Source organism: Paracoccus seriniphilus (genome assembly GCF_028553745.1).
Lineage (GTDB): Bacteria > Pseudomonadota > Alphaproteobacteria > Rhodobacterales > Rhodobacteraceae > Paracoccus > Paracoccus seriniphilus.
Genome location: NZ_CP067129.1, coordinates 1,755,638 through 1,777,391, shown reverse-complemented (window position 1 = coordinate 1,777,391; position 21,754 = coordinate 1,755,638). Strand labels below are relative to the sequence as shown.

At 61.8% G+C, this 21,754-nt stretch carries 22 protein-coding genes; 15 read left to right on the top strand and 7 right to left on the bottom strand.

The window, feature by feature from the left end; genetic code table 11:
* Positions 1-67 precede the first annotated feature (67 nt).
* The 5 genes from JHW44_RS08680 to JHW44_RS08660 form a co-directional block, all read right to left on the bottom strand.
* Positions 68-580, bottom strand: coding sequence for an Hsp20/alpha crystallin family protein (locus JHW44_RS08680; RefSeq protein ID WP_089343346.1), 513 nt, complete (start codon positions 578-580; stop codon positions 68-70).
* Positions 581-662: 82 nt separating this feature from the next.
* Positions 663-1,157, bottom strand: coding sequence for an Hsp20 family protein (locus tag JHW44_RS08675; protein WP_089343347.1), 495 nt, complete (start codon positions 1,155-1,157; stop codon positions 663-665).
* Positions 1,158-1,341: 184 nt separating this feature from the next.
* Positions 1,342-3,570, bottom strand: coding sequence for an amylo-alpha-1,6-glucosidase (locus JHW44_RS08670; protein ID WP_218822544.1), 2,229 nt, complete (start codon positions 3,568-3,570; stop codon positions 1,342-1,344).
* Entirely contained in the window at positions 3,567-4,667 is a 1,101-nt protein-coding gene (locus tag JHW44_RS08665; RefSeq protein WP_089343611.1) for a glycosyltransferase family 4 protein, read from the bottom strand. The genes JHW44_RS08670 and JHW44_RS08665 overlap by 4 nt, the downstream gene beginning before the upstream one ends.
* Before the next feature lie 325 nt (positions 4,668-4,992).
* On the bottom strand, positions 4,993-5,634 hold the full coding sequence (locus JHW44_RS08660) for a TetR/AcrR family transcriptional regulator (protein WP_245846866.1): 642 nt from the start codon (positions 5,632-5,634) through the stop codon (positions 4,993-4,995).
* A gap of 136 nt (positions 5,635-5,770) precedes the next feature.
* Here JHW44_RS08660 and JHW44_RS08655 point away from each other — a divergent pair, with 136 nt between their 5' ends.
* Entirely contained in the window at positions 5,771-6,931 is a 1,161-nt protein-coding gene (locus tag JHW44_RS08655) for an HlyD family secretion protein (RefSeq protein ID WP_245846868.1), read from the top strand.
* Positions 6,932-6,936: 5 nt separating this feature from the next.
* Complete coding sequence (locus tag JHW44_RS08650) at positions 6,937-8,496, top strand: DHA2 family efflux MFS transporter permease subunit (protein ID WP_089343349.1); 1,560 nt, start codon at positions 6,937-6,939, stop codon at positions 8,494-8,496.
* Positions 8,497-8,539: 43 nt separating this feature from the next.
* Here JHW44_RS08650 and JHW44_RS08645 read toward each other — a convergent pair whose 3' ends face one another.
* Positions 8,540-9,706 (bottom strand): Bcr/CflA family efflux MFS transporter, encoded by a 1,167-nt coding sequence (locus JHW44_RS08645; protein ID WP_218822545.1) that lies wholly within the window; start codon positions 9,704-9,706, stop codon positions 8,540-8,542.
* Positions 9,707-9,996: 290 nt separating this feature from the next.
* Between JHW44_RS08645 and atpD the strand changes: the two genes are divergently transcribed.
* From atpD to JHW44_RS08595, 10 genes are all read left to right on the top strand, one after another.
* A complete protein-coding gene (atpD, locus tag JHW44_RS08640; protein WP_089343351.1) occupies positions 9,997-11,430 on the top strand; it encodes a F0F1 ATP synthase subunit beta in 1,434 nt (477 codons plus the stop codon).
* The gene (locus tag JHW44_RS08635) at positions 11,421-11,831 is read left to right on the top strand and encodes a F0F1 ATP synthase subunit epsilon (protein WP_089343352.1); all 411 of its coding nucleotides are present in this window, start codon (positions 11,421-11,423) and stop codon (positions 11,829-11,831) included. The genes atpD and JHW44_RS08635 overlap by 10 nt, the downstream gene beginning before the upstream one ends.
* Positions 11,831-12,109, top strand: a complete 279-nt coding sequence (locus JHW44_RS08630) for an AtpZ/AtpI family protein (RefSeq protein ID WP_089343353.1) — start codon at positions 11,831-11,833, stop codon at positions 12,107-12,109. The genes JHW44_RS08635 and JHW44_RS08630 overlap by 1 nt, the downstream gene beginning before the upstream one ends.
* Entirely contained in the window at positions 12,085-12,381 is a 297-nt protein-coding gene (locus JHW44_RS08625) for an N-ATPase subunit AtpR (protein ID WP_089343354.1), read from the top strand. Before JHW44_RS08630 ends, JHW44_RS08625 begins: the two co-directional genes overlap by 25 nt.
* A complete protein-coding gene (locus JHW44_RS08620; RefSeq protein WP_089343355.1) occupies positions 12,378-13,082 on the top strand; it encodes a F0F1 ATP synthase subunit A in 705 nt (234 codons plus the stop codon). The genes JHW44_RS08625 and JHW44_RS08620 overlap by 4 nt, the downstream gene beginning before the upstream one ends.
* The gene (locus JHW44_RS08615) at positions 13,079-13,327 is read left to right on the top strand and encodes a F0F1 ATP synthase subunit C (RefSeq protein ID WP_473093029.1); all 249 of its coding nucleotides are present in this window, start codon (positions 13,079-13,081) and stop codon (positions 13,325-13,327) included. The genes JHW44_RS08620 and JHW44_RS08615 overlap by 4 nt, the downstream gene beginning before the upstream one ends.
* A 4-nt stretch (positions 13,328-13,331) precedes the next feature.
* Positions 13,332-14,066, top strand: a complete 735-nt coding sequence (locus JHW44_RS08610; protein ID WP_089343357.1) for an ATP synthase F0 subunit B — start codon at positions 13,332-13,334, stop codon at positions 14,064-14,066.
* Positions 14,056-15,597: a F0F1 ATP synthase subunit alpha gene (locus JHW44_RS08605; protein WP_089343358.1), complete on the top strand. Its 1,542-nt coding sequence runs from the start codon at positions 14,056-14,058 to the stop codon at positions 15,595-15,597. The genes JHW44_RS08610 and JHW44_RS08605 overlap by 11 nt, the downstream gene beginning before the upstream one ends.
* Positions 15,594-16,442: a F0F1 ATP synthase subunit gamma gene (locus JHW44_RS08600; RefSeq protein ID WP_089343359.1), complete on the top strand. Its 849-nt coding sequence runs from the start codon at positions 15,594-15,596 to the stop codon at positions 16,440-16,442. Before JHW44_RS08605 ends, JHW44_RS08600 begins: the two co-directional genes overlap by 4 nt.
* An 84-nt stretch (positions 16,443-16,526) precedes the next feature.
* The gene (locus JHW44_RS08595) at positions 16,527-18,287 is read left to right on the top strand and encodes a PHA/PHB synthase family protein (RefSeq protein WP_089343360.1); all 1,761 of its coding nucleotides are present in this window, start codon (positions 16,527-16,529) and stop codon (positions 18,285-18,287) included.
* Positions 18,288-18,359: 72 nt separating this feature from the next.
* Here JHW44_RS08595 and ssb read toward each other — a convergent pair whose 3' ends face one another.
* The gene (gene ssb, locus JHW44_RS08590; RefSeq protein WP_089343361.1) at positions 18,360-18,836 is read right to left on the bottom strand and encodes a single-stranded DNA-binding protein; all 477 of its coding nucleotides are present in this window, start codon (positions 18,834-18,836) and stop codon (positions 18,360-18,362) included.
* Between the two features lie 327 nt (positions 18,837-19,163).
* Here ssb and JHW44_RS08585 point away from each other — a divergent pair, with 327 nt between their 5' ends.
* The 3 genes from JHW44_RS08585 (at position 19,164) to JHW44_RS08575 (ending at position 21,729) form a co-directional block, all read left to right on the top strand.
* On the top strand, positions 19,164-19,745 hold the full coding sequence (locus JHW44_RS08585) for a lytic transglycosylase domain-containing protein (protein ID WP_245846870.1): 582 nt from the start codon (positions 19,164-19,166) through the stop codon (positions 19,743-19,745).
* A gap of 41 nt (positions 19,746-19,786) precedes the next feature.
* Positions 19,787-20,314: a hypothetical protein gene (locus tag JHW44_RS08580; RefSeq protein ID WP_089343363.1), complete on the top strand. Its 528-nt coding sequence runs from the start codon at positions 19,787-19,789 to the stop codon at positions 20,312-20,314.
* A 125-nt stretch (positions 20,315-20,439) separates the two neighbouring features.
* Entirely contained in the window at positions 20,440-21,729 is a 1,290-nt protein-coding gene (locus JHW44_RS08575; RefSeq protein ID WP_089343364.1) for a homoserine dehydrogenase, read from the top strand.
* Positions 21,730-21,754: the final 25 nt, after the last annotated feature.

Genomic DNA, 21,754 nt, shown 5'->3' with positions numbered 1-21,754 from the left:
GGGGCAGGGGGCCATCTTGCCAGGCGGCTTGCCCGGGCCTTGCGGCTGGCGGAATGCGCCCTTGCGGTCAGCTGTGGATATCGATCCGCTTGACCTGGGCCTGTGCGGACGGGGATTTCGGCAGTGTCACCGTCAGCACACCCTTGGCGAATTGCGCGTCCGCCTTGTCCTGATCGACTTCAACCGGCAGCGGGATGCGGCGTTCGAAGCGGCCATAGAACCGTTCCGAAAATTGCCGTTCCTTGTCCTCGGTGGTCGAGGATTTCTCGCCGCGCAAGGTCAGCGAACCGTGGTCAAGCAGAAGCTCGACATCCTTTTCCTCCATTCCCGGGAGATCGGCGGTGACACGGATTTCATTGTCCGTTTCCGAGATTTCGACACTCGGCCAGCTGTTGGGCATCAGGCTGCCCAATCCTCCTGCCATTGGCAGAGTTCTGTCGAACGAACGCCAGAAACTGTCGAAGAGGCGATCAAACTCGCGGTGAAAGGCGATGAAGGGATCGCTGGTCTCGGCCCGCCACGAGGTCAGGGCTTGATCATTGCGGTTCCGGGTCCAGGGGATGAGGTCACGTACGGACATTGTCTTCCTCCTTGTCTTCAGAACATTGTCAGGGGATGCACCGGTTGCACCGGTGCATCACATGCGGTTTTCAGAGGGAATCTCAGGCGGCGGCAGGCTCGCGCCCCGATGATGTCGTGATCTGCGCGGGTTGGCCGCCCTTGTCGCTGGCCTGAGAGGCGATCTCGATCCGGCGGGGCCTGAGTTCCTCGGGGATCTCGCGCTTGAGCTTCACGGTCAGCAAGCCGTCCGACAGGCTGGCGCCCTCGACCCGAACGTGATCCGCAAGTTCGAAGCGGCGCTCGAATGATCGACCGGCGATGCCACGATACAGGTAGCTGTTGCCGTCCTTGTCGGAATCTTCCCTGTGTCCCGAGACGATCAGCATGTTCTTGTCCTGGGTCAGGGTCAGATCGTTTTCGGTGAAGCCTGCCACCGCCATATCGATGCGATAGTCGTCCTCGCCTGTCTTGACGATGTCATATGGTGGCCATTTGTCCGGCGTGTCCAGCCGGCTGGCAGCTTCCAGCGCATCAAGCATCCGGTCAAAGCCGATGCTGGAGCGGAACAGCGGTGCAAAATCATGTCGTGTTGCCATAGCCATATCCTCCTTTGAGCAACATGGGTACAGACCTTCGCAAGACCGCTTTCGCGGTTCTTGACTGTGTTGCCGATCCCCTTATGGGCGGTCGACACAAATCAGATTGTCGGGATGAAAGGCGATTTCAAGGGGAAGTTTGACATTTTTTTATCCGCGTCATCATGTGGTTGTGCTGTTTCGATCAGATGGTCACGATCACGCGGACCGGCCCGTCACGGCGCAGGATATCGGCGGAGACGTGATGATCGCCGGACCGGCGCAGGGCGATGTCGACCGTGCCCTCGCCCAGCCGCAGATTGCGCAGTTCGACCTCTCCAAGGAACTCGGGCAGGATCGGCTGATCAAAGATCACCTGACCTGCCTGCGCATCGAAACGCAGCCCCAGACAGGCCTGAAGCAGCAGCAGAGGCGCACCTGCCGCCCATGCCTGCGGAGTGCAGGCCACGGGATAGAAGGTGGGGCCCTGCGTGTCGCGACGCGGAAAGCCGCAGAACAGTTCGGGAAGACGGCGCAGGTCGATATAGGTTGCTGCGGAGAAGATCCCTTCGAAGATCCGCGCGGCCTCGGCCCTGAAGCCGTAGCGCGCCAGGCCCGCACCAATCAGCGCATTGTCATGGGGCCAGACCGAGCCATTGTGATAGCTCATCGGATTATAGCGCGCCTGACATGCCGCCACGGTGCGAATGCCCCAGCCGCAGAATGAGGACGGTCCCATCAGCCCATGCACCAGCCTGTCGGCCCGGTCCCTGCGCACGATTCCGGTCCAGAGGAGATGACCCGTATTGGAACTGCGCACCCGGCAGGGGCGCTTGTCGCCGTCCAGCGCCAGCACATAGGTGCCCATTTCATCGTCCCAGAAGGTGGTGTCAAAGCTGGCTTTCAGCTTTTCGGCCTTGCGTTCCTGTGACAGGGCAAAGGCGTCATCGCCCAGCTCGCGCGCCATATGTGCCGCCGCAAGGCGGGCGGCATGGACATAGCCCTGCACCTCGCAAAGCGCGATCGGCCCTCTGGCCAGCCTGCCGTCGGCGTGAAATACGGCGTCATGGCTGTCTTTCCAGCCCTGATTGGTCAAGCCGTTGTCGTTGCGTCTGCCATATTCGATGAAACCGTCTCCGTCGCGGTCACCATGACGTTCGATCCAGTCGATGGCCCTCCGGATATGCGGCCAGAGCCTTTCCAGCCCCGCCCGATCGCCGGTGCGTTCGAAATAGGCCCCGGCCAGCATGACGAAAAGCGGTGTCGAATCGACGCTGCCGTAATAGCGCCGAAATGGCACCTCGCCCGTTTCGGCCATTTCGCCATAGCGCACCTCATGGAGGATCTTTCCCGGCTCGGCATCGGTGTCAGGATCAAGTTCCCCTGCCTGATTTTCGGCAAGATGCAGCAGGACGCCCCGCGCGACAGCCGGATCGAGCCACAGCATCTCCCAGGCGGTGATCAGCGCGTCCCGGCCAAAGACGGTGCTGAACCAGGGGACCCCGGCATAGGGATAGGGTCCGGTTTCGGTATCCGTCATCAGCATGTAGAGATCCGAGATCGAGCGGCGGATCGTCTCGTTGAAGATCTCGTTCGAACTCTGCACGGCCGCGGCGCGTGATGATGACCGTCTCAGCGCATGGCGCGCCTCGCGCAGCGACCGAAAGAACAGTTGCGACGGGGGATCCTCGACCCCGTTCACGTCGCAGCCGATCTCGATGAAAAGAGCGCGCGCCTCACCGGGGGCAAGTGTCAGCCGATAGACTGCCTTGCCGGCCTCCAGTCTGGCCGGTGCGGGATCGAAACGCAGGGCCGTGCTGCGTGGATTGTGGTCAAGCCCGCGATAGGACAGCAGGACATGGGCGGCGTTCACTTCGGGCAGCAATTGCCGGCCGCGTTCAGGCCGCTGTGCGCCACGGACCTCGAAGATATCCGCGAAATCGGCCTCGAATGCGATTTCCAGTGTGATGTCATGGGCCGTCTCGTCAAAATTGCGCAGTGCCAGCCGTTCATAGCAACAGCCCTGCCACAGGAATCTTGTCCGACGCATGTGGATGCTGTCATGGGCGATCAGGCAGCGGCCCAATTCATCATGCAGATCGGGATTGGTCAGATCGCAGGTCAGCGTGGCATTGTCGTCGCGCAGCGTCGAGGAGAGCAGCATGGGCCGCTCTCCGCAGATGGTCAGATAGTATTGCGACAGATAGCGGGTGTCGCGGTGGAACAGGCCCTCGGGGCTGCCAGGCCCCGAAAGCACGTCGCCGTTATGGTCGAAGACGGCGAAGGTGTCGCCATGCTTCAATGTTCTTGGCCGCCGCTCTTGCAGCGAGGCGGCAGCCGGAATGAAGAACTGCGCCAGCGGCGCGACGGTTTGCGCCCCGTTCAGGGAAGAATGCTGCAATGCCCCGGTCATCTCGATTTCTCCACTTGTCATTGTGCCGCTTGCAGGACGTCGGCGTCTCGGCCGTCGCGCAGGTGCAACATTGGCGTTGTGGCGGCCCTGACACCGGGAAGGGCGCGATAGATGTCGATATAATCCTGCGCCATGCGATCGGCGGTGAAACGCTCTTCGAAGGTCGCCCGCACGATACGTCTGCTGATCCGGTCAAGCTTGCCCAGTGCCATGACGGCTTCGTCCAGGGATTTGACAAGATAGCCCGTCAGGCCCGGCTCGACGATTTCGGGCACGGAGCCATTTTCCCAGGCTATTACCGGCGTGCCGCAGGCCATGGCTTCGATCATCACCAGCCCGAAGGGTTCGGGCCAGTCGATGGGAAACAGCAGCGCCCGGGCATTGCCAAGGAAATCGGCCTTCTGCGATTCATTGATCTCGCCGACATATTCGACGTGATCGCAGGTCTCGATCATCGGCGCGATGGTCTCCTCCCAATAGCGGCGGTCCGTGTCGCTGATCTTTGCCGCGATCTTCAGGGGCATGCCGGCGCGCCGGGCGATCTCGATGGCGCGATCCGGGCGCTTTTCAGGCGAGATCCGGCCCAGAAAGGCCAGATAGTCGCCCCGCGGCTGTTCGGTGAAGGGCAGCAGATCGCGGGGGATGCCGTGATAGACCGTTCCCGCCCAGTTCACGAAGGGCAACGGCCCGCGCTGGTCATCCGAGATCGACACCAGCGGATAGTTGGGAAAGGTCGCATAAACCGGCCGCAGATCGTGCCCGTCAAGCCGTCCGTGCATCGTCGTGACCATCCGGTCCGCGAAGGGCTGTGCCATGGGATAGTGCAGGAAATCGATGTGGAAATGCAGCACGTCGAATTCATCGGCGCGCCGGCGAACCTCCTCCAGCATGGCGACATGCCATGGCAGCGAATTCGTCACCATGGGGTCAAGGCGCAATGCCTCCTTGCTGCAGGGCACCAGATGAGCGCTGGTCTTGCTGTCGCCACTGGCAAACAGCGTGACCTCATGGCCCTGCCGGACCTGTTCTTCGGCAAGATATGAGACGATCCGTTCCGTGCCCCCATACAGACGCGGCGGGCAACTTTCTTCCAAGGGTGCGATCTGCGCGATCTTCATCAGCAAAACCTCCTCTTGAGAGCGAAGCCTCATCGATGCATGCATGAAGGTCTGTGCGATCACCCGCATGGGCATGACCGCCGGAGGTGGCATCTCGGATTCGGACTGGCGTGACGCGTGATCACCGCCCTCCGCCGGAATCCTGTTTCCGGAACGCGAGATGGTCCTGTCCGGCAAAACCTTCTGCGCAATACAGCGATGTCAGATAGCAGGAAAACCCTGCATCATTTCAGTTAGCAAACACGGGCGGGGATTCAAGCCCGTGGCGTGGCCGAAAAAACGCTCGGTCAAGCGATGCGCAGGGCAGATCGTGCGCCGGAGGCCGTCAGCGCTTCAGATACATTGCCAGAAAGACATCGACAGCGCTGCGCGAGGTCTTGCGCAGGCTTTCTTGCGGAGGAGGGGACTCGATCTTGCTGAACAGGCATTGTCGCCACAGACCGGCCGTGGACAGTTCGATCAACTGATACGCGGCCAGCGTGATATCGGGAATGTCCAGGGTGCCGGAAGCGGTTTCGTTGCGAAGGAAGGTCTCGACCATCTGGCGCATGCGCGTGGCACCGCCCTCATAGAAACGGACGCCAAGCTCGGGCATGCGTTCGGCAATGGCGATCACCGTGCGCTGTGATCGTATCAATTCGGCAGAGCATAATGTCTGCGCAAAGGCAAACGCGAAATCATACAGCTTTTCCCGCAGCGGAAGATCGCCCTGCAGCCGGTCTTCGAAGCTGGCGAAAACGCGGTCTCTTTCACGTTCCAGCAGCGCCTCGAACAGATCTTCCTTGCCGCTGAAATAGACATACAGCGTGCTCTTGGACACATCTGCGACCCGACAGATGTCATTGACGCTGGCGCTGTCGAATCCAGAATCCAGAAATACACGGGCCGCGCCATTCAGGATGGCTTCCCGTTTGGCCGGATCCTGCCCTGCGGCGTGGCGGCGCGGTTTGGCTGTGTCATGTGTCATGGGTTCCATCTAATCGAACCGATCGGTGCGATAAAGGCTTGTAGTGAGCCTTTGCTCCATCTAAATGCCGGATCGAACCGCCCGGTACGATGGAGTTTGCCGAATATGGGCGCCCGAGGGAACGAGGATAGATCTGATGGCCCGTCACGACCGCAACATTGTGCAGACCGACAAGATTGATGTCACCGCAGATCCGGCCGAGATGCCGTTGGCCTCGACCCCGCAAAAATCACGCGCCAAGCGGATTGCATTGATGGTTCTGGGGTTTGCCGTGATCGGTGCCGCGCTGGATTTCGGTTACGATTACTGGACGACAGGGCGTTTCATGGTCGAAACCGATGATGCCTATGTGACCGCCGACACGACGGTGATCAGCAGCAGGGTGCAAGGCTATGTCGTCGAAGTGCCGGTCAAGCAGAACGACCGGGTCAAGGCGGGTGACATCCTGGTGAAACTGGATGATGGCGATTACCGGATCGCATTGGAGACCGCCAAGGAAAAGGTCCGCACCGCCGATCAGACCATCGCGCGAATAGATGCCCAGATCACCGCAGCCAAGGCAAGCGTCGAACAGGCCAGGGCCATGAAGGCCGTGGCCGAGGCGCAACTGCGCGCCGCGCAACGCAACTATGAACGAGCCGAGAAACTGGCCCAGAACAGCGTCACCTCTCAGGCACGTCTGGACGAGGCGACCGAAACGCTGGAAACCACGACCGCCTCGCTGGCCAGCGCCGAGGCCACGATCCTGAATGCCGAGGCGCAGGTGGGTGTGCTGCAGGCCCAGAAGGCCGAGGCACAGGGCACCAGGCATGAACTTGAACTGACCGTGAAACAGGCGCAGCGCGATCTGGATCTGACCGTTCTGCGCGCGCCTGCGGATGGAACCATTGGCAATCTGTCCATCGAAATTGGCGATCTTGTCACGCCCGGCGCCAATCTGGCCGCGCTGGTTCCGCTGGACTCGCTCTATGTCGAGGCGAATTTCAAGGAAACCCAGATGTATGATCTGGCCCTTGGCGCGGATGTGCATGTCACCTTTGATGCGATCCCCGGGCAGACATTCAAGGGCAAGGTGACCTCGATGTCTCCGGCGACGGGCTCGGTGTTCTCGCTGTTGCCTGCCGATAATGCCACGGGCAATTTCACCAAGATCGTGCAGCGTGTGCCCGTGCATATCGACATCCCGCGATCTGCGATAGAGACCGGACATCTGCGGGCCGGCCTGTCTGCGGTGGTCGAGGTGGATAGCCGCACCGGATCCAATGAGGGTCTGGCGATTCTGGCGAAAGCCGAATAGCCGCCATGTCTGCCCCGGATCAGGAGTTTTCAACCGAACTGACCCGCCGCCGGGTCATCGCCTTTTTCATCATGGTCTTCGGGATGTTCATGGCGATTCTGGACATCCAGATCGTCTCGGCCTCTTTGCCGGACATTCAGGCGGGGCTGGGAGCCAGTTCGGATGAGATCAGCTGGGTGCAGACCTCATATCTGATTGCCGAGGTCGTCATGATCCCGCTGTCGGGCTTTCTGGCGCGGATGATGTCCACGCGCATCCTCTTTGCCCTTGCCGCCGCGGGATTCACGGCATCCAGCTTCATGTGCGCGACATCGACCACGATCACCGAGATGATCCTTTGGCGGGGGCTGCAGGGGTTTCTTGGCGGCGGGATGATCCCGTCGGTCTTTGCCGCCGCCTTCACGATATTTCCTCCGGCCAAACGAAATGTCGTTTCCCCCCTGATCGGGCTGATCGCGACGCTTGCGCCCACGGTGGGACCGACGGTCGGGGGCTATCTCAGCCATACGATGTCATGGCACTGGCTGTTCCTGGTCAATGTGATTCCGGGAATCGGCGTCACGATCGGCGCCTGGATGCTGATTGATTTCGACCGCCCGAAATGGAGCCTGTTCAACCGCTTCGACTGGCTGGGGCTTGGCGCTCTGGCGGCCTTTCTGGGGGCGATGGAATTCGTGCTCGAGGAAGGTCCGGGCAACGACTGGTTCGATGACGACATGGTCTCGACCATGACGGTGATCATGGTGGTCGGCGGAATCGTGACCTTCTGGCGGGCCTTTACGCGCGAAGAGCCATTGGTCGATTTTTCGGCCTTTCGGGACACCAATTTCGCCGTCGGTTCGGTCTTCAGCTTCACCATGGGGATCGGGCTTTACGGGCTGACCTATCTCTATCCGCTCTATCTGGCCTCGATCCGCGGGTATGACAGCCTGATGATCGGCGAAACCGTCTTTGTGTCCGGGCTTTCCATGTTCATCAGTGCGCCGCTGGTGGGGATGCTGTCGTCGCGGGTCGATCTGCGCGCCATTCTTCTGGTGGGTTTCATGGGTTTTGCCAGTTCGACGTGGATCCTGACCGGGATGACCGCAGAGTGGGATTTCTGGGAGCTGCTGCTGCCTCAGATCATTCGCGGCATGTCGCTGATGCTGTGCATGGTGCCCATCAACAATCTTGCCCTTGGCACATTGCCCCCCAGCAAGATGAAGGGAGCTTCAGGGCTTTACAACCTGATGCGCAATCTTGGCGGTGCCGTCGGGCTGGCAGTCATCAACACGGTGCTGTCTGATCGCAGCAGCCTCCACTATGCCCGCCTGTCCGAGGCCGTGACATGGTCGAATGACGAGGCGTTGCGCCAGTTGAGCCTGCTGGCGGCAAATCTGACTGCGCACGGGTTGAATGGCACGACAGGGGCCCTGCAGCAGATGGCCGCGCGCGTTGAGGCACAGGCCACGGTGATGTCATTCATCGATGTCTTCGTTCTGATCAGCCTGTTGTTCGCCAGCCTTGCCTTTGCATCCCTGCTGATGAAACCGCCTGCCGCGCGGGGAGGCGGCGGCGCACATTGACGCCGCCGAAGGCATGCCCAAAACCGGGCGTGCCTCTCTTGTGTCACAAGGGTTGGGGCAGCTTGCCCGCGACGAAGGGGTGGCGCTGAACCAGCAGCCAGAGCGTCGCACAGAAGGTTCCGATCACCATCAGCAGCAACCCATAGTTCCAGATCAGGTCTTCCGGGTGAAGGGAGACGATCTGAATGCCCGCAGCGCCCATGAGCGTTGCACTGAACTGGATCAGGGCTGCGGCCGATCCCGTGTCGCGCGCCTGCTGTTCCAGCAGCAGGTTGGTGCCGGGGACGCGCACGACGATCACCGAGACGGTCGAGACGGCCGCCACAGCCGCAAAGAGGAAGGGCGACAGGCTGCCGAACAGGATCATCACCGCACCGCCCGTGATCAGGACAGCGAAGCAGCCCAGGATGATGCGCTGCACGGGGATGAAACGGGCCAGCCGCAGATACAGCATCGGCCCCAGGGTGGCACATGCGGCATTGAAGGCAAAGAAGAAGCCAAAGGTCTGCTCTGACAGGCCGAAGCCGTCGATATAGACATAGGCTCCGATCCCCAGAAAGGCCATCAGGCACATGGGCACCATCGCAAAGAGGGCCAGCAGATAGGCGAATCTGGGATTGAGCAGAACAACGGCCAGCCGGCTCCATGCGTGAACAAGCGGTCCCGTCGATTTTTCCTCCAGCGTGTCCCTGTAGAGGCTGACAAGAGCGGCACCACAGCATCCGAAGATGGCCAGCGCGATGAACATCCAGTGCCACGAGGCGATCTTCAACAGGAAGGCGCCCAGGACCGGAGCGATCATCGGGGCAACGATCACCAGGGACATCACCGTGGCCATGACCCGCTCTCTTTCCCGACCGTCGAACAGATCCTTGACGATGGCGGTCCCGACAACGGTGATGCCACCCCCGGCAAATCCCTGCAGGATGCGGAAGGCGATCAGGGATTCGATGCTGAAGGCCAGGGCGCAAAGAAGGCTGGCCCCGATATACATCGCCAGGGCCGTGAACAGGATCGGCTTGCGGCCGGTTCTTTCGCTCAGTGGCCCCCAGAACAGCATGCCCACCGCAAAGGCGACCATATAGGCACCAAGCGTCAGGTTCACCATGCCGTGGCTGGTGGAAAAATTCTCGGCCATCTGTGGAAGCGCAGGCAGATAGAGATCCATGGTCAGCGGGGGAAAAGCTCCGAGAACAATCAGCAGGAGCATGGTTCCCCTCCTGCCCAATACGGGTTGTTCGACTTTCATGGCAGAGACTCCTGTTGCTGATCCCGGATGGCGAATTCCGTCGCGATGTCCTGATGGCCGACAGGGGACAGGCGACGGGGCCGGTCATAGTGGCGGGACCGCGAAGATAGAAGATGTTCAATGAAATCAGCCGGTGTTTCCTTTGGCCCATTGCGTGACACCTTTCCGTTACTGATCCAGATCAAGGTGCCGGTCGTTTGAATCACCTAGGTTCCGGGGGTGACGCAGGCGATGACAAGGGGTCGGTAGCAATGCGCGACACCGGGAAAATCACGGATTCGACGACAAGCGGCCTGGGGATGGTTCAGGCTGTCCGGGGGGCCGTGGTCGATGTCGGGTTCGCGCAGGGCGATCTGCCGCCGATCAATGCGGCGTTGCAGGTCCAGTGGGACGGTCCGACACCCTTGCTGCTGGAGGTTCAAAGCCATCTTGACCTGAATACACTGCGCGCCGTGGCATTCCAGACGACCACGGGGCTGGCGCGGGGCACCCCGGTGCAGGCCCTGGAGGGACCGGTCGAGGTTCCGGTGGGCAGGCCGGTGCTGGGGCGTCTGCTGGATGTGGTCGGCAATGTCAGGGACAATGGTCCTGCATTGCCCGACGATGTGGTGCGCAGGTCGATCCATGCCGCGCCGCCCGCCTTGCAGGCCCGGACCCGCAGCACCGAGATTTTTGAAACCGGCATCAAGGTCATCGACCTTCTGACCCCGATGGCACAGGGGGGAAAGGCCGCGATGTTCGGGGGGGCGGGCGTCGGAAAGACCGTTCTGGTCATGGAACTGATCCAGGCCATGGTTCAGAAATACCAGGGGATTTCCGTTTTTGCAGGCGTGGGTGAACGCTCGCGCGAGGGGCATGAACTGCTGACCGAGATGAAGGGCAGCGGCGTGCTGGATCGCACGGTTCTGGTCTATGGCCAGATGAATGAGCCGCCCGGCGCGCGCTGGCGGGTGCCTTTGACGGCGCTGACGATCTCGGAATATTTCCGCGACCAGAGGCATCAGAACGTTCTGCTGCTGATGGATAACGTGTTCCGCTTCGTTCAGGCGGGGGCCGAGGTTTCCAGCCTTTTGGGGCGTCTGCCCTCGCGGGTGGGGTATCAGCCGACCCTGGCCAGCGAGGTGGCGGGCCTGCAGGAACGTATTGCCTCGGTGGCCGGATCGGCGGTCACGGCCATTCAGGCGGTCTATGTGCCCGCGGATGATTTTACCGATCCGGCGGTGACGACGATTTCAAGCCATATGGATTGCGTCATCGTCCTGTCGCGCGCCCAGGCAGCCGAAGGCTTCTATCCTGCGATTGATCCGCTGGGGTCCTCTTCGATGCTGCTGGATCCGCTGATCGTCGGGGATGACCACTATCAGACCGCCGAGGCCGTTCGTCGGGCCTTGGCCCGGTTTCGTGAATTGACCGACATCATCTCTCTGCTTGGGGTCGAGGAGCTGGGCATGGCAGACCGGCTGATCGTCAAGCGCGCCCGCCGCCTGCAGCGGTTCCTGACCCAGCCCTTCATGGTGACCGAGGCCTTTACCGGCACGCCGGGTGCCAGCGTGCCGCTGACCGAAACGCTGGCCGGATGTCGGGCCATTCTGGATGGCGAGGCGGATGATTGGTCGGAGAGTTCGCTCTATATGGTCGGCAGCTTCGAGGATGCCCGCCGCAAGGAGGCCGCCTCATGCAGTTGAAGATCGTCACGCCGCTGTCGGTGGTCGTCGAGACCGATATCACCTCGCTGCGGGCCGAGGATGTCAGCGGCAGCTTCGGCATTCTGCCCGGACATGCACCATTCCTGACCACGCTGGCCGTGTCGATTGCCAGCTGGCGTCGGGGTAGGCGGGAACATTTCTGTGCGCTGCGCGGTGGGGTTCTGGTCGTCGGCGAGGATGGTGGCATCACCATTGCCACGCGTGAGGCGGTTCCCGGCGATGATCTGGACCATCTGGACCGGGATGTGCTGGAAAGGTTCCAGTCCGAAGAGGATGCCGAGCGCGTGGAACGCAGCGAGACCGTGCAACTGCAACTGAATGCCATCCGCCGCATGGTCAGCCGACTGCATCTGAACGCCGACAGAGGAGCGTTCCGCTGATGTCCGACCCCGAGGAAGATCCGCTGGTTGTCCAGACCCGCCTGCGCCGGGAGCGCCGCGCGCGCTGGCTGCGCGAGGGGGATATGTCCGTCGGGCGCCGTCTGGCCCAGATTGGCGTTCTGGGCTGGATCTTCATTTTGCCGACGCTGGCCGGATTGTTTCTGGGCCGCTGGCTGGATGCCCGATTTGGGACCGGAATTTTCTGGTCCGCCCCCTGCATGATTCTTGGTCTTTGCGTCGGGGGCTGGACCGCATGGAAATGGATGAACGCGAAATGACCCACCTGCCGCTGACTCTTGCCGTTTGCTTTTCTGCCGGATTGCTGCTGGGCTTTGCCTATTTCGCAGCCCTGCGCATGACCGCCGATCTGATCGTCGGCCAAGGCCGTCCGCTGCTGGCGCTGGGGCTGACACTGGGCCGCCTTGGGGCCATGGTCGCCGCGCTTTATCTCGCCGTTCTGTTCGGTGGGCTGGCGCTTCTGGCTGCCCTTGGGGGGGTGTTGAGTGCCAAGGCAGTTCTGGTCGGTAAAGCGCGGAGGGCCGGGTCATGAACTCTCCGCTGGATGCAATGATCCTGTTTCACGTCGGGCCCGTGCCGATCAGTCGCGCGATTGTGGTCACATGGGTGATCATGGCAGTGCTGGTGCTGGGCGCATTCCTGCTGACGCGCCGCCTGACGCTGAAACCCGGCAAGCTTCAGGCCGCGATCGAGTTGATCGTTACCACCGTTGACACCCAGATCCGCGAAACCACCGGCGCCGGACCCGAACCCTATCGCGCCTTCATCGGTTCGCTGTTCCTGTTCATTCTGGCCGCCAACTGGTCCTCCCTGCTTCCCGGGGTAGAACCTCCGACCGCCCAGCTTGAGACCGATGCCGCTCTGGCGCTGCTGGTCTTCATTTCTGTGATCTGGTTCGGCATTCGCGGCGCGGGCCTGCGCGGCTATCTGAAATCCTTTGCCGCGCCCAATATCGTGATGATCCCGCTGAACATCATGGAAAGCATCACCCGCGTCTTTTCGATGTTCGTGCGCCTGTTCGGAAATGTCATGAGCGGCGTGTTCGTGATCGCCATTGTTACCTCGCTTGCGGGGCTGCTGGTGCCGATCCCGCTGATGGCGCTGGATCTGCTGACCGGCCTTGTCCAGGCCTATATCTTCGCCATTCTGGCCATCGTCTTCATCTCGGCCACGGTCGAAGAGGGCCAGCCGAAACCCGCCCCTGTTTCCTCTGCTGAGAAAAAGGATAAATGATGGATTACGCTCCGATCGTCAGTATCATCTGTGCCGCCTTTTCCGTGTCCTTCGGGGCGATTGGTCCCGCCCTTGCCGAGGGTCGTGCGGTCGCCGCCGCCATGGATGCCATCGCGCGCCAGCCCGAGGCGGCGAACACCATATCGCGCACGCTGTTTGTGGGTCTGGCGATGATCGAGACCACGGCGATCTATTGCCTTGTGATCGCGTTGCTGTTGCTGTTCGCCAATCCGTTGCTGGCCTGATCCGATGGATATCGATGTCTGGGGACTGGCACTGCAGGCCGTCAATGTCCTGATCCTGATCTGGTTGCTGTCACGCGTCTTCTGGCGGCCCGTTGCCGCCGCCATCGCCAAACGTCAGCAGGCCGCCACAGCCATCATCGAAGCCGCCCATGCCGTGCAGGCCCGCGCCGATGCTGCATTGGCCGAGGTCACGCAGGCGCGAGAGGGGATTGCCGCGGAACGGGTCGCCCTGCTGGATGCCGCGCGACAAGAGGCCGAGGCCGCGACCCAATCCGCCCTGACCGAGGCCCGCGCCAGGGCCGAAGAGATCCTGACCAGGGCGCGGGCCAGCATCGAAAGGGAAACCGAGGCCGCACGTCAGGCCAATGCCGAACAGGCGCGCGAACTGGCGCTGCAGATTGCCTCGCGGTTGCTGCAGCAATTGCAGGGTCGCGAAATTCAGGCCGCTTTCGTGGCCCGATTGAAGGATGCCATTGCGGCGCTGCCGGAAAAGGATCGCGCGACGCTAGCAAAGGATCCGAAAGGGGTTCGCGTGGTCACGGCCAGTGACCCCGAAGACCTAAGGCCGGCCATCGAGAAAACCCTGCGCAAGGCTCTGGGCGATCAGGTGAGGCTGCATTTCGTGACCGATCCCGGTCTTGTCGCGGGGATCGAGTTGCATGGTGATCACTTTGCCCTGCGCAACAGCTGGCAGGATGATCTTCAGCAGGTCCGAAAGGTGCTTCAGGATGCCGAATAGAGATCCAGACTGGTTTTCCACCGCATCGGCGGCTTTGCGTGATGCCGGGATCGGGCCGCGTGTTCAGCATCGTGGCCGGGTCGAGGATGTCGGTGATGGCATTGCCATGATCTCGGGGCTGCGCGATGTGCGGCTGGACGAGGTTCTGCGCTTTGCCAATGGGCAGGTCGGTTTCGCGCGGGTGCTGGACCCGGATCTGATCGGCTGCGTGATGTTGGACGCGGCACAGGATGTCGAGGCGGGCGATGAGGTGTTCGGGACCGGAGAGGTCGTCAATGTTCCCGTGGGCGAAAGCCTGCTGGGTCGTATCGTTGATCCTTTGGGTCGGCCGCTGGACGGCAAGGGAGAGATCGAGGCACAGGCGCATTGGCCCATCGAAAGACCGGCGCCGTCGATCATCGAACGCGATCTGGTGACCGAACCGGTGCAGACCGGCGTGGTCGTCCTCGACACGCTGTTCGCATTGGGGCGCGGCCAGCGCGAGTTGATCGTGGGCGATCATTCGACCGGCAAGACAACGCTGGCCGTGGATGCCCTGATCGCACAGCGCGACAGTGACATGATCTGCGTCTATGTGGCGGTGGGGCAGAAAAGCTCCAGCGTGGGCCGGGCCATCGATGCCTTGCAGGCGCAGGGAAACTTCTCGCGCTGTATTGTTCTGGTGGCCGAGGCCGCCTCGGCACCCGGTCTGCAATGGATCGCGCCCTATGCAGGCATGACCATGGCCGAATATTTCCGCGACAGGGGACAACATGCGCTGATCGTCATTGATGATCTGTCCAAACATGCGGCAACCCACCGCGAAATCGCATTGCTGACACGACAGTCCCCGGGGCGCGAAGCCTATCCGGGCGATGTCTTTTACATCCACGCCCGGTTGCTTGAACGCGCCGCCAAGCTGTCCGGGGCATGCGGCGGCGGGTCATTGACGGCGCTGCCGATCGCCGAGACCGATTCCGGCAATCTGTCCGCCTATATTCCCACCAATCTGATCTCGATCACCGATGGTCAGATCGTGCTGGATGCAGCGCTGTTCCATCAGGGGCAGAAGCCGGCTGTCGATGTCGGCCTGTCGGTCAGCCGCGTCGGGGGCAAGACCCAGGCGCCGGTCCTGCGCAAGGCGGCCGGCACGTTGCGGCTGGATTACGCGCAATTTCTGGAGCTGGAGGTCTTCACCCGCTTCGGGGGCATGCCCGAGGGCCGCGTGCGCGATCAACTGACGCGCGGAGCCCGTATCCGCGAGGCGCTGCGACAGCCCCAGCACAGCCCCTATCGTCTGGCGGATGAGGTGGCGCTGATGCTGGCCGTGCAGACTGGCCTGCTGGATCCGCTGCCGGTCACGGCCATTCCCGCCTTTCGCACGGCCTTGCCCGCCACGCTGGATCGGGATGCTGCGCGGGCCGTGCAGGCATTGGCGGGGCGGGGCGAACTGGCGCCCGAGTTGCAGCAGGAATTGTTGCGGGCGTTGACGGGATTGGCTGGATCCTTCGCTCGGTCCGATCAGGCGACGGTCGGGCAAGACAGCCAATGACGGAACGGCTGGCAGATATCAGCGCCCGGATCGAAGGCGTGCGTCAGCTGGGCGCGGTGGTCAATGCCATGAAGGGCATTGCCGCGGCCCGGGCGCATCAGGCCCGCGCCCAGGTCGCGGCGGTTGACAGCTATGCCCGCACCATTGCTGCCGGCCTGTCGGCGATGATAGGCCATGAGGCAGAACCTGCACCGTCGGCAAGGGGCAGGGAGGCCCTGCTTGTCTTTTGCGCCGAACAGGGCTTTGCCGGTTCTTTCAGTGAAAGGGTGCTGGACAGCATCGACCATGCGCCGGACTGCCTGTTCCTGGTTGGCACGCGCGGACAGAGCGTTGCGGCGGCGCGCGGCCTGCAGGCCGATTGGACCGCCGCGATGCCCTCGCATAGTTCGGGGATTCCGAGGTTGGCGGATCACATCACGACAGCCATCTATGATGCGGTGGCCAGGGGGTGCATGGATCGCCTTGACGTGGTTTTCACGGGCTGGCGCGAGGGACGCAACACGCTGGTCCGGCAGGGTCTGTTCCCGATAGTTCTGGATGATCTGCCGGAAACCAGATCGCAACGCCCCCTGACGCAACTGCCGCAAGAGATGTTGGTGTCCCTGCTGGGGCAGGATTATTTCAACGCGCAGGTCTGCAAGGCTGCGCTGCATGCCTTTGCTGCGGAAAATCAGGCCCGGATGGAGGCCATGGCCTCGGCTGCCCGCCAGATTTCGCAAGAGCTGGAGGGTTTCGAGGCCACCCTGCGCCGTGTTCGGCAGGAAGAGATCACCGCCGAGATCATCGAGCTTGGAACCGGCGCGGTTACAGCCGGGAAAAGGGATGGTAGAATGTCGAAACGCTGACACAGATCAAGGTTACGTTGCAAGCCGGCCTGCAAGGTCATGCTTGGGACTGCCGTTGCCCTAGCATCCTCGGAAGGACATGCCATGGCGAAGCTATCTGGACGGACAAGAAAATACCGCGATGACAAGCCCCGGGCAGTCATGCGGGCGCAGGCTGGCGGGTTGTCTGACGCGTCCGCCCGTGCCAGCGAGGGCGGGGTGACCCGCGGCCTGTCCCCCTTGGTCCTGACCCGGGCGTGGATGGATTGGGCGGTTCATCTGGCTGCTTCGCCGGGCAAACAGATGCAATTGCTTCAGCAAGCGATGGAAAATGCACAGGCTGTCTTTGCCGCAGGCCTTGGCGAAACCTTGTCGGGCGCGGATGGTGCAGCCGATCCCCGTTTTGACAGCGCCGAGTGGCAAAAATTCCCTTTCAACCTTCTGGCGCAGGCACATCAGCGACAGCGGCAATGGTGGCTGGATGCCATGACCGGTGTTCGCGGTGTCGAACCGGCCCATGAGAACCTGATGGCATTCGTCACCGGGCTGCTCTCGGACGCCGTCGCTCCGTCGAATTTTCCCGCCATCAACCCCGATGTCATCTCGGCCAGCCTGAGCGAGAACGGACTGAACCTTGTTCGCGGCAGCAGGAATTTCGCCAAGGACATGGCGACGCTGTCCGGGCTAGTCCCCGCAGTCTCGCAACCTTTCGAGGTCGGGCGCAATCTTGCCACCACCGCGGGCAAGGTGGTGTTTCGCAACAAGCTGATGGAGCTGATCCAATATGCGCCGACGACCGACACCGTTTGCCCCGAGCCGATCCTGATCGTGCCGGCATGGATCCTGAAATATTACGTTCTGGATCTCTCGCCACATAATTCCTTTGTCCGCTTTCTCGTCGATCAGGGTTTCACGGTCTTCATGATCTCGTGGAAGAACCCTCTTCCCGAAGATCGCGATATCGGGATGGAGGATTATCGCCAGCTTGGCGTGATGGCAGCAATCAATGCCGCCATCAAGATCACCGGGGCGCCAAGACTGCACACGCTTGGCTATTGTCTTGGCGGCACGCTGTTGTCGATAGCGGCTGCCGCGATGGGGCGGGACGGAGACGATCGGCTTGCCTCGGTTTCACTGCTGGCCACGCAGGTGGATTTTTCCGAGCCGGGGCCGTTGCGTCTGTTGATCAACGAGGCCGAGGTGGCGATGGTCGAAGAGATGATGGAAAGGCAGGGCTATCTTTCTTCGGACAGCATGGCAGGTGCCTTTGCGCTGTTGCGTGCCCGCGATCTGCTCTGGACGCGGGCGATCAACAACTATCTGCTGGGTCGACAGGACGATGGCCTTGACCTGATGGCATGGCATGCCGATGCCACCCGCCTGCCTGCCCGGATGCATTCGCAATATCTGCGGCAGCTGTTTCTGAACAACGATCTTGCCCAGGGGCGCTATCTGGTCAAAGGCAAACCTGTCGGCTTCGGCGCCATTCGCGCGCCCATCTTCGCGGTGGGCACCGAAGAGGATGACGTCGCCCCTTGGACATCAGTCTATAAACTGCATCTTTTCACAAGATCCGAGGTGACATTCGTGCTGACAAATGGCGGACATAACACCGGCATCATTTCCGCTCCGGGACAGCCAGAGCAACATTTCCGGATGGGGCGTGGCTCTGCCGATTCCGGCTATCGCGAGCCGGAAGAATGGCTTGCTGAACATGAGGCCGAGGACGGCTCGTGGTGGGTCGCCTTCGCCAGATGGCTGGGAGAGCACTCGGGTGAGGCGGTCTCGCCACCGCAAATGGGCGCTCGGTCAGGCGCATGCAAGGCGATCTGCGATGCCCCCGGCACATATGTCATGCAGCGATAGGCCGGTCAGCCAAAGAAACCGGGGAGGCCGCTTGGCCTCCCCGTAAAAATTCGCAGCGAACTGAGGTGGAAATCAGAACGGGATTTCGTCGTCGTAATCGCTGCGCCCGCCAGCCGGGGCACTGCTGCCGCTTGCGGGTTCGCTGCGATAGCCACCATCGTTGCCGCCGCCAAAGTCGCGTCCGCCGCCACCTTCACCGCGACCGTCCAGCATCTGCAGACTGCCGCCGAAATTGCGGATGACGACTTCGGTCGTGTAGCGGTCCTGGCCGGATTGATCCTGCCACTTCCGGGTTTCCAGCTGGCCCTCGACATAGACCTTGCTGCCCTTTCTCAGGAAGCGTTCGACGACATTGACCAGCCCTTCGGACATGATCGCGACCGAATGCCATTCTGTCTTTTCGCGCCGTTCGCCGGTGTTGCGGTCTTTCCACTGTTCGGATGTGGCGATCCGCAGATTGGCGACCTTGCCGCCGTTCTGGAATGTCCGGATTTCCGGATCACGGCCCAGATTGCCGATCAGAATGACCTTGTTGACGCTGCCTGCCATGACGGAGTTCCCTGCTTCGATACGCTTGAGAATGGGGTCTAGCCCAGCCGGGGTGCAAGCCGCAAGCCCGACCCGTTCCGATGCCTGATGTGAATACCTTGCGGGTCTCGGCGGAAACCCGCCGAAGGCATGCGGAGATCGAAACGTGATTTCGCTCCTGCTGGCAGGATTTCCGATTTGCTGTATAGTTTCGACCAACGCGTCAGCCAAAAGATGCGGTTCAAGCTCCGGTAGCAGGACGAGCCTGCCCTGGGACGCGGCGACATAAAGAATGAGGGCAGATGAATGCGGATCATTCCGAACGCGAAGGCAGTTGTTGGAACTGTCATGGTGGTAGCTATGGCGATGCCGGCGGCGGCCGAGGGATTGCGCCTGTCTGGCAGTTCGTCAAAATCCCGTGCCGATCAGTTCGCGCGTCAGACACGGTTGATGGATTCCCGGCTTGCCACGCAATATCAGCAATCGGCCCGGCTGCAGCCCAATGGCGGAAACCGCAGCATTGTCGATATCGAACTTTCCACCAATATTCCGGCCTATCGCGGCAAGCGTAGCGACTACATTCCCCATGCACGCGCGGCGGCCCGCAAATACGGCATCCCCGAAGATCTGTTCCTGCGGCTGGTGCAGCAGGAGTCCGGCTGGAACCCGCGTGCGCGTTCGCACAAGGGTGCGACAGGTCTGGCACAGCTGATGCCCGGAACAGCCGCCAAGCTGGGCGTGAACCCGAATGATCCGATCCAGAATCTTCAGGGCGGCGCACGGTATCTGCGGATGATGTATGACCAGTTCGGCAATTGGCGCCTTGCCTTGGCCGCCTATAACGCCGGCCCCGGCGCTGTCTCGAAATATGGCGGCGTGCCGCCCTATCGCGAGACCCGCAATTACGTGCGCATCATTGCAGGTAGCTGAGTGCGGGGCGCGGAACCACGGATGCGAATGGTGATCGCCGCATGAGCCTGCCCCGCGCGCCGGACCGGCTTTCCGACGACATGGCATCGGCGATCGGTCATGCAGTGGCCGCTTTCGGCTTTCTGGAAGAGGCGCTGAAACGCGCGTTGTTTTCCCTGACCCGTCAGGGGCTGGGCGAAGATGCCAGTGACGCCGAACTGGAAAAATGGCTGCGGCGCATCGACGAGATCGCCGATGACTCTCTGGGCACATTGATCGACAGTTTTGGTGCGGCCCTGCTGCAGGCGGGTGTCCATGACCGGGACGAACTGATCGAGGCTCTTGGCGGGATTCGTCTGAAGCGGAACCTGCTGTGTCATGCCTCGTGGCGGCCCGGCCGCAAGGAGGGCTATTGGCATCCGACCTTCATCAATACCCGTGGCGAGCGCTATCCCGACGACATGAGTCCTCAGGACGTGCGTGATATCCATGCACATGCATTGCGCATTGCCCGCCGCGTCGTATCGATCATGCGCGCGACCGGGATCGATGGCGAATGGGCAGGCCATGATGATGCTCCGCAGGGCTGAACTGCGCCTGTTGCGCCACCATTGCAGAAAGAGTTTTCAGCAGTTTGGCGTGAAAACGCGATCGCGCGTTGCAACGGCCGGGCGGTCAGGATAACAACCCGACCAATCCAAGACGAGAGGCTTTCATGTCGTCCCCCCTCCGCCTGGGCATTGCCGGGCTAGGCACCGTCGGGATCGGTGTCGTCAAAATCGTGCAGAAACGCGCAGAGCTTCTGGCCGCTCGTTCCGGGCGCGATATCACCATTACCGCCGTTTCGGCGCGTGATAAAATGAAGAACCGTGATGCGGATCTGTCGGCTTACCGCTGGGAAACCGATCCGATGGCAATCGCGCAGGCCGATGATGTCGATGTCTATGTCGAGTTGGTCGGCGGCGACAGCGGCATTGCCAAGGACAGCATCGAGGCCGCGCTGCGTTCGGGCAAGGATGTGGTCACGGCCAACAAGGCGCTTCTGGCCAAACATGGGCAAGAGCTTGCCCAGTTGGCCGAAAGCCTGGGCCGGGTGATCCGTTTCGAGGCAGCCGTTGCCGGTGGTATTCCGGTGATCAAGACCATGACGGAATCGCTGGCCGGAAACGAGATCCAGCGCGTCATGGGTGTCATGAACGGCACCTGCAATTACATCCTGACCCGGATGGAAAGCGCTGGTCTGCCCTATGAAACCGTCTTTGAAGAAGCGCGGCAACTGGGCTATCTGGAGGCCGATCCGACGCTGGATGTCGGCGGGATCGATGCCGGGCACAAGCTGGCCATTCTGTCCTCGATTGCCTTCGGCACGCAGGTCGATTTCGACAATGTCGAGATCGAAGGGATCGAGCGAGTCAGCATCGACGACATCAACCGCGCCGCGGATATGGGCTATCGCATCAAGCTGCTGGGCGTTGCGCAGATGACCGGACGCGGGCTCGAGCAGCGCATGTCGCCCTGTCTGGTGCCCGCGGACAGCCCGCTTGGCCAGCTGAATGGCGGCACCAATATGGTCATCGTCGAAGGTGACAGCGTCGGCCAGATCGTGCTGCGCGGGGCAGGGGCCGGCGAAGGTCCGACCGCCAGCGCCGTCATGTCCGATATTGTCGAGGTCGCGCGCGGCCTGCGCATGCCTGTCTTCGGTCAGCCGGCTGTCGGCCTGACGGCAGCACAACCGGCCCGCACCGCCGTTCCCGCCGCCTACTACATGCGGCTGGAACTGCAGGACAAGCCGGGGGCGCTGGCCAAGGTGGCCACCGTTCTGGGCGATGCCGGCATCTCGATCGACCGGATGCGCCAATACGGCCATACGAACAAGGCCAGCGTTCCGGTTCTGGTCGTGACCCACAAGACCACGCCGGATGCCATTGATCACGCGATCACGGTCCTGCCGGAAACGGGTGTGCTTGTCAGCGATCCGGTCGAATTGCGGATCGAGGATGTCTGACGCCTGAAGGGCTTTGACAGGAATT

Excerpts from the sequence above, each read along its gene's own strand:
- JHW44_RS08680 (WP_089343346.1), bottom strand. The coding sequence starts at position 580 with ATGTCCGTACGTGACCTCATCCCCTGGACCCGGAACCGCAATGATCAA.
- JHW44_RS08675 (WP_089343347.1), bottom strand. The coding sequence starts at position 1,157 with ATGGCAACACGACATGATTTTGCACCGCTGTTCCGCTCCAGCATCGGC.
- JHW44_RS08670 (WP_218822544.1), bottom strand. The coding sequence starts at position 3,570 with ATGACAAGTGGAGAAATCGAGATGACCGGGGCATTGCAGCATTCTTCC.
- JHW44_RS08665 (WP_089343611.1), bottom strand. The coding sequence starts at position 4,667 with ATGAAGATCGCGCAGATCGCACCCTTGGAAGAAAGTTGCCCGCCGCGT.
- JHW44_RS08660 (WP_245846866.1), bottom strand. The coding sequence starts at position 5,634 with ATGACACATGACACAGCCAAACCGCGCCGCCACGCCGCAGGGCAGGAT.
- JHW44_RS08655 (WP_245846868.1), top strand. The coding sequence starts at position 5,771 with ATGGCCCGTCACGACCGCAACATTGTGCAGACCGACAAGATTGATGTC.
- JHW44_RS08650 (WP_089343349.1), top strand. The coding sequence starts at position 6,937 with ATGTCTGCCCCGGATCAGGAGTTTTCAACCGAACTGACCCGCCGCCGG.
- JHW44_RS08645 (WP_218822545.1), bottom strand. The coding sequence starts at position 9,706 with ATGCTCCTGCTGATTGTTCTCGGAGCTTTTCCCCCGCTGACCATGGAT.
- atpD (WP_089343351.1), top strand. The coding sequence starts at position 9,997 with ATGCGCGACACCGGGAAAATCACGGATTCGACGACAAGCGGCCTGGGG.
- JHW44_RS08635 (WP_089343352.1), top strand. The coding sequence starts at position 11,421 with ATGCAGTTGAAGATCGTCACGCCGCTGTCGGTGGTCGTCGAGACCGAT.
- JHW44_RS08630 (WP_089343353.1), top strand. The coding sequence starts at position 11,831 with ATGTCCGACCCCGAGGAAGATCCGCTGGTTGTCCAGACCCGCCTGCGC.
- JHW44_RS08625 (WP_089343354.1), top strand. The coding sequence starts at position 12,085 with ATGGAAATGGATGAACGCGAAATGACCCACCTGCCGCTGACTCTTGCC.
- JHW44_RS08620 (WP_089343355.1), top strand. The coding sequence starts at position 12,378 with ATGAACTCTCCGCTGGATGCAATGATCCTGTTTCACGTCGGGCCCGTG.
- JHW44_RS08615 (WP_473093029.1), top strand. The coding sequence starts at position 13,079 with ATGATGGATTACGCTCCGATCGTCAGTATCATCTGTGCCGCCTTTTCC.
- JHW44_RS08610 (WP_089343357.1), top strand. The coding sequence starts at position 13,332 with ATGGATATCGATGTCTGGGGACTGGCACTGCAGGCCGTCAATGTCCTG.
- JHW44_RS08605 (WP_089343358.1), top strand. The coding sequence starts at position 14,056 with ATGCCGAATAGAGATCCAGACTGGTTTTCCACCGCATCGGCGGCTTTG.
- JHW44_RS08600 (WP_089343359.1), top strand. The coding sequence starts at position 15,594 with ATGACGGAACGGCTGGCAGATATCAGCGCCCGGATCGAAGGCGTGCGT.
- JHW44_RS08595 (WP_089343360.1), top strand. The coding sequence starts at position 16,527 with ATGGCGAAGCTATCTGGACGGACAAGAAAATACCGCGATGACAAGCCC.
- ssb (WP_089343361.1), bottom strand. The coding sequence starts at position 18,836 with ATGGCAGGCAGCGTCAACAAGGTCATTCTGATCGGCAATCTGGGCCGT.
- JHW44_RS08585 (WP_245846870.1), top strand. The coding sequence starts at position 19,164 with ATGGTGGTAGCTATGGCGATGCCGGCGGCGGCCGAGGGATTGCGCCTG.
- JHW44_RS08580 (WP_089343363.1), top strand. The coding sequence starts at position 19,787 with ATGAGCCTGCCCCGCGCGCCGGACCGGCTTTCCGACGACATGGCATCG.
- JHW44_RS08575 (WP_089343364.1), top strand. The coding sequence starts at position 20,440 with ATGTCGTCCCCCCTCCGCCTGGGCATTGCCGGGCTAGGCACCGTCGGG.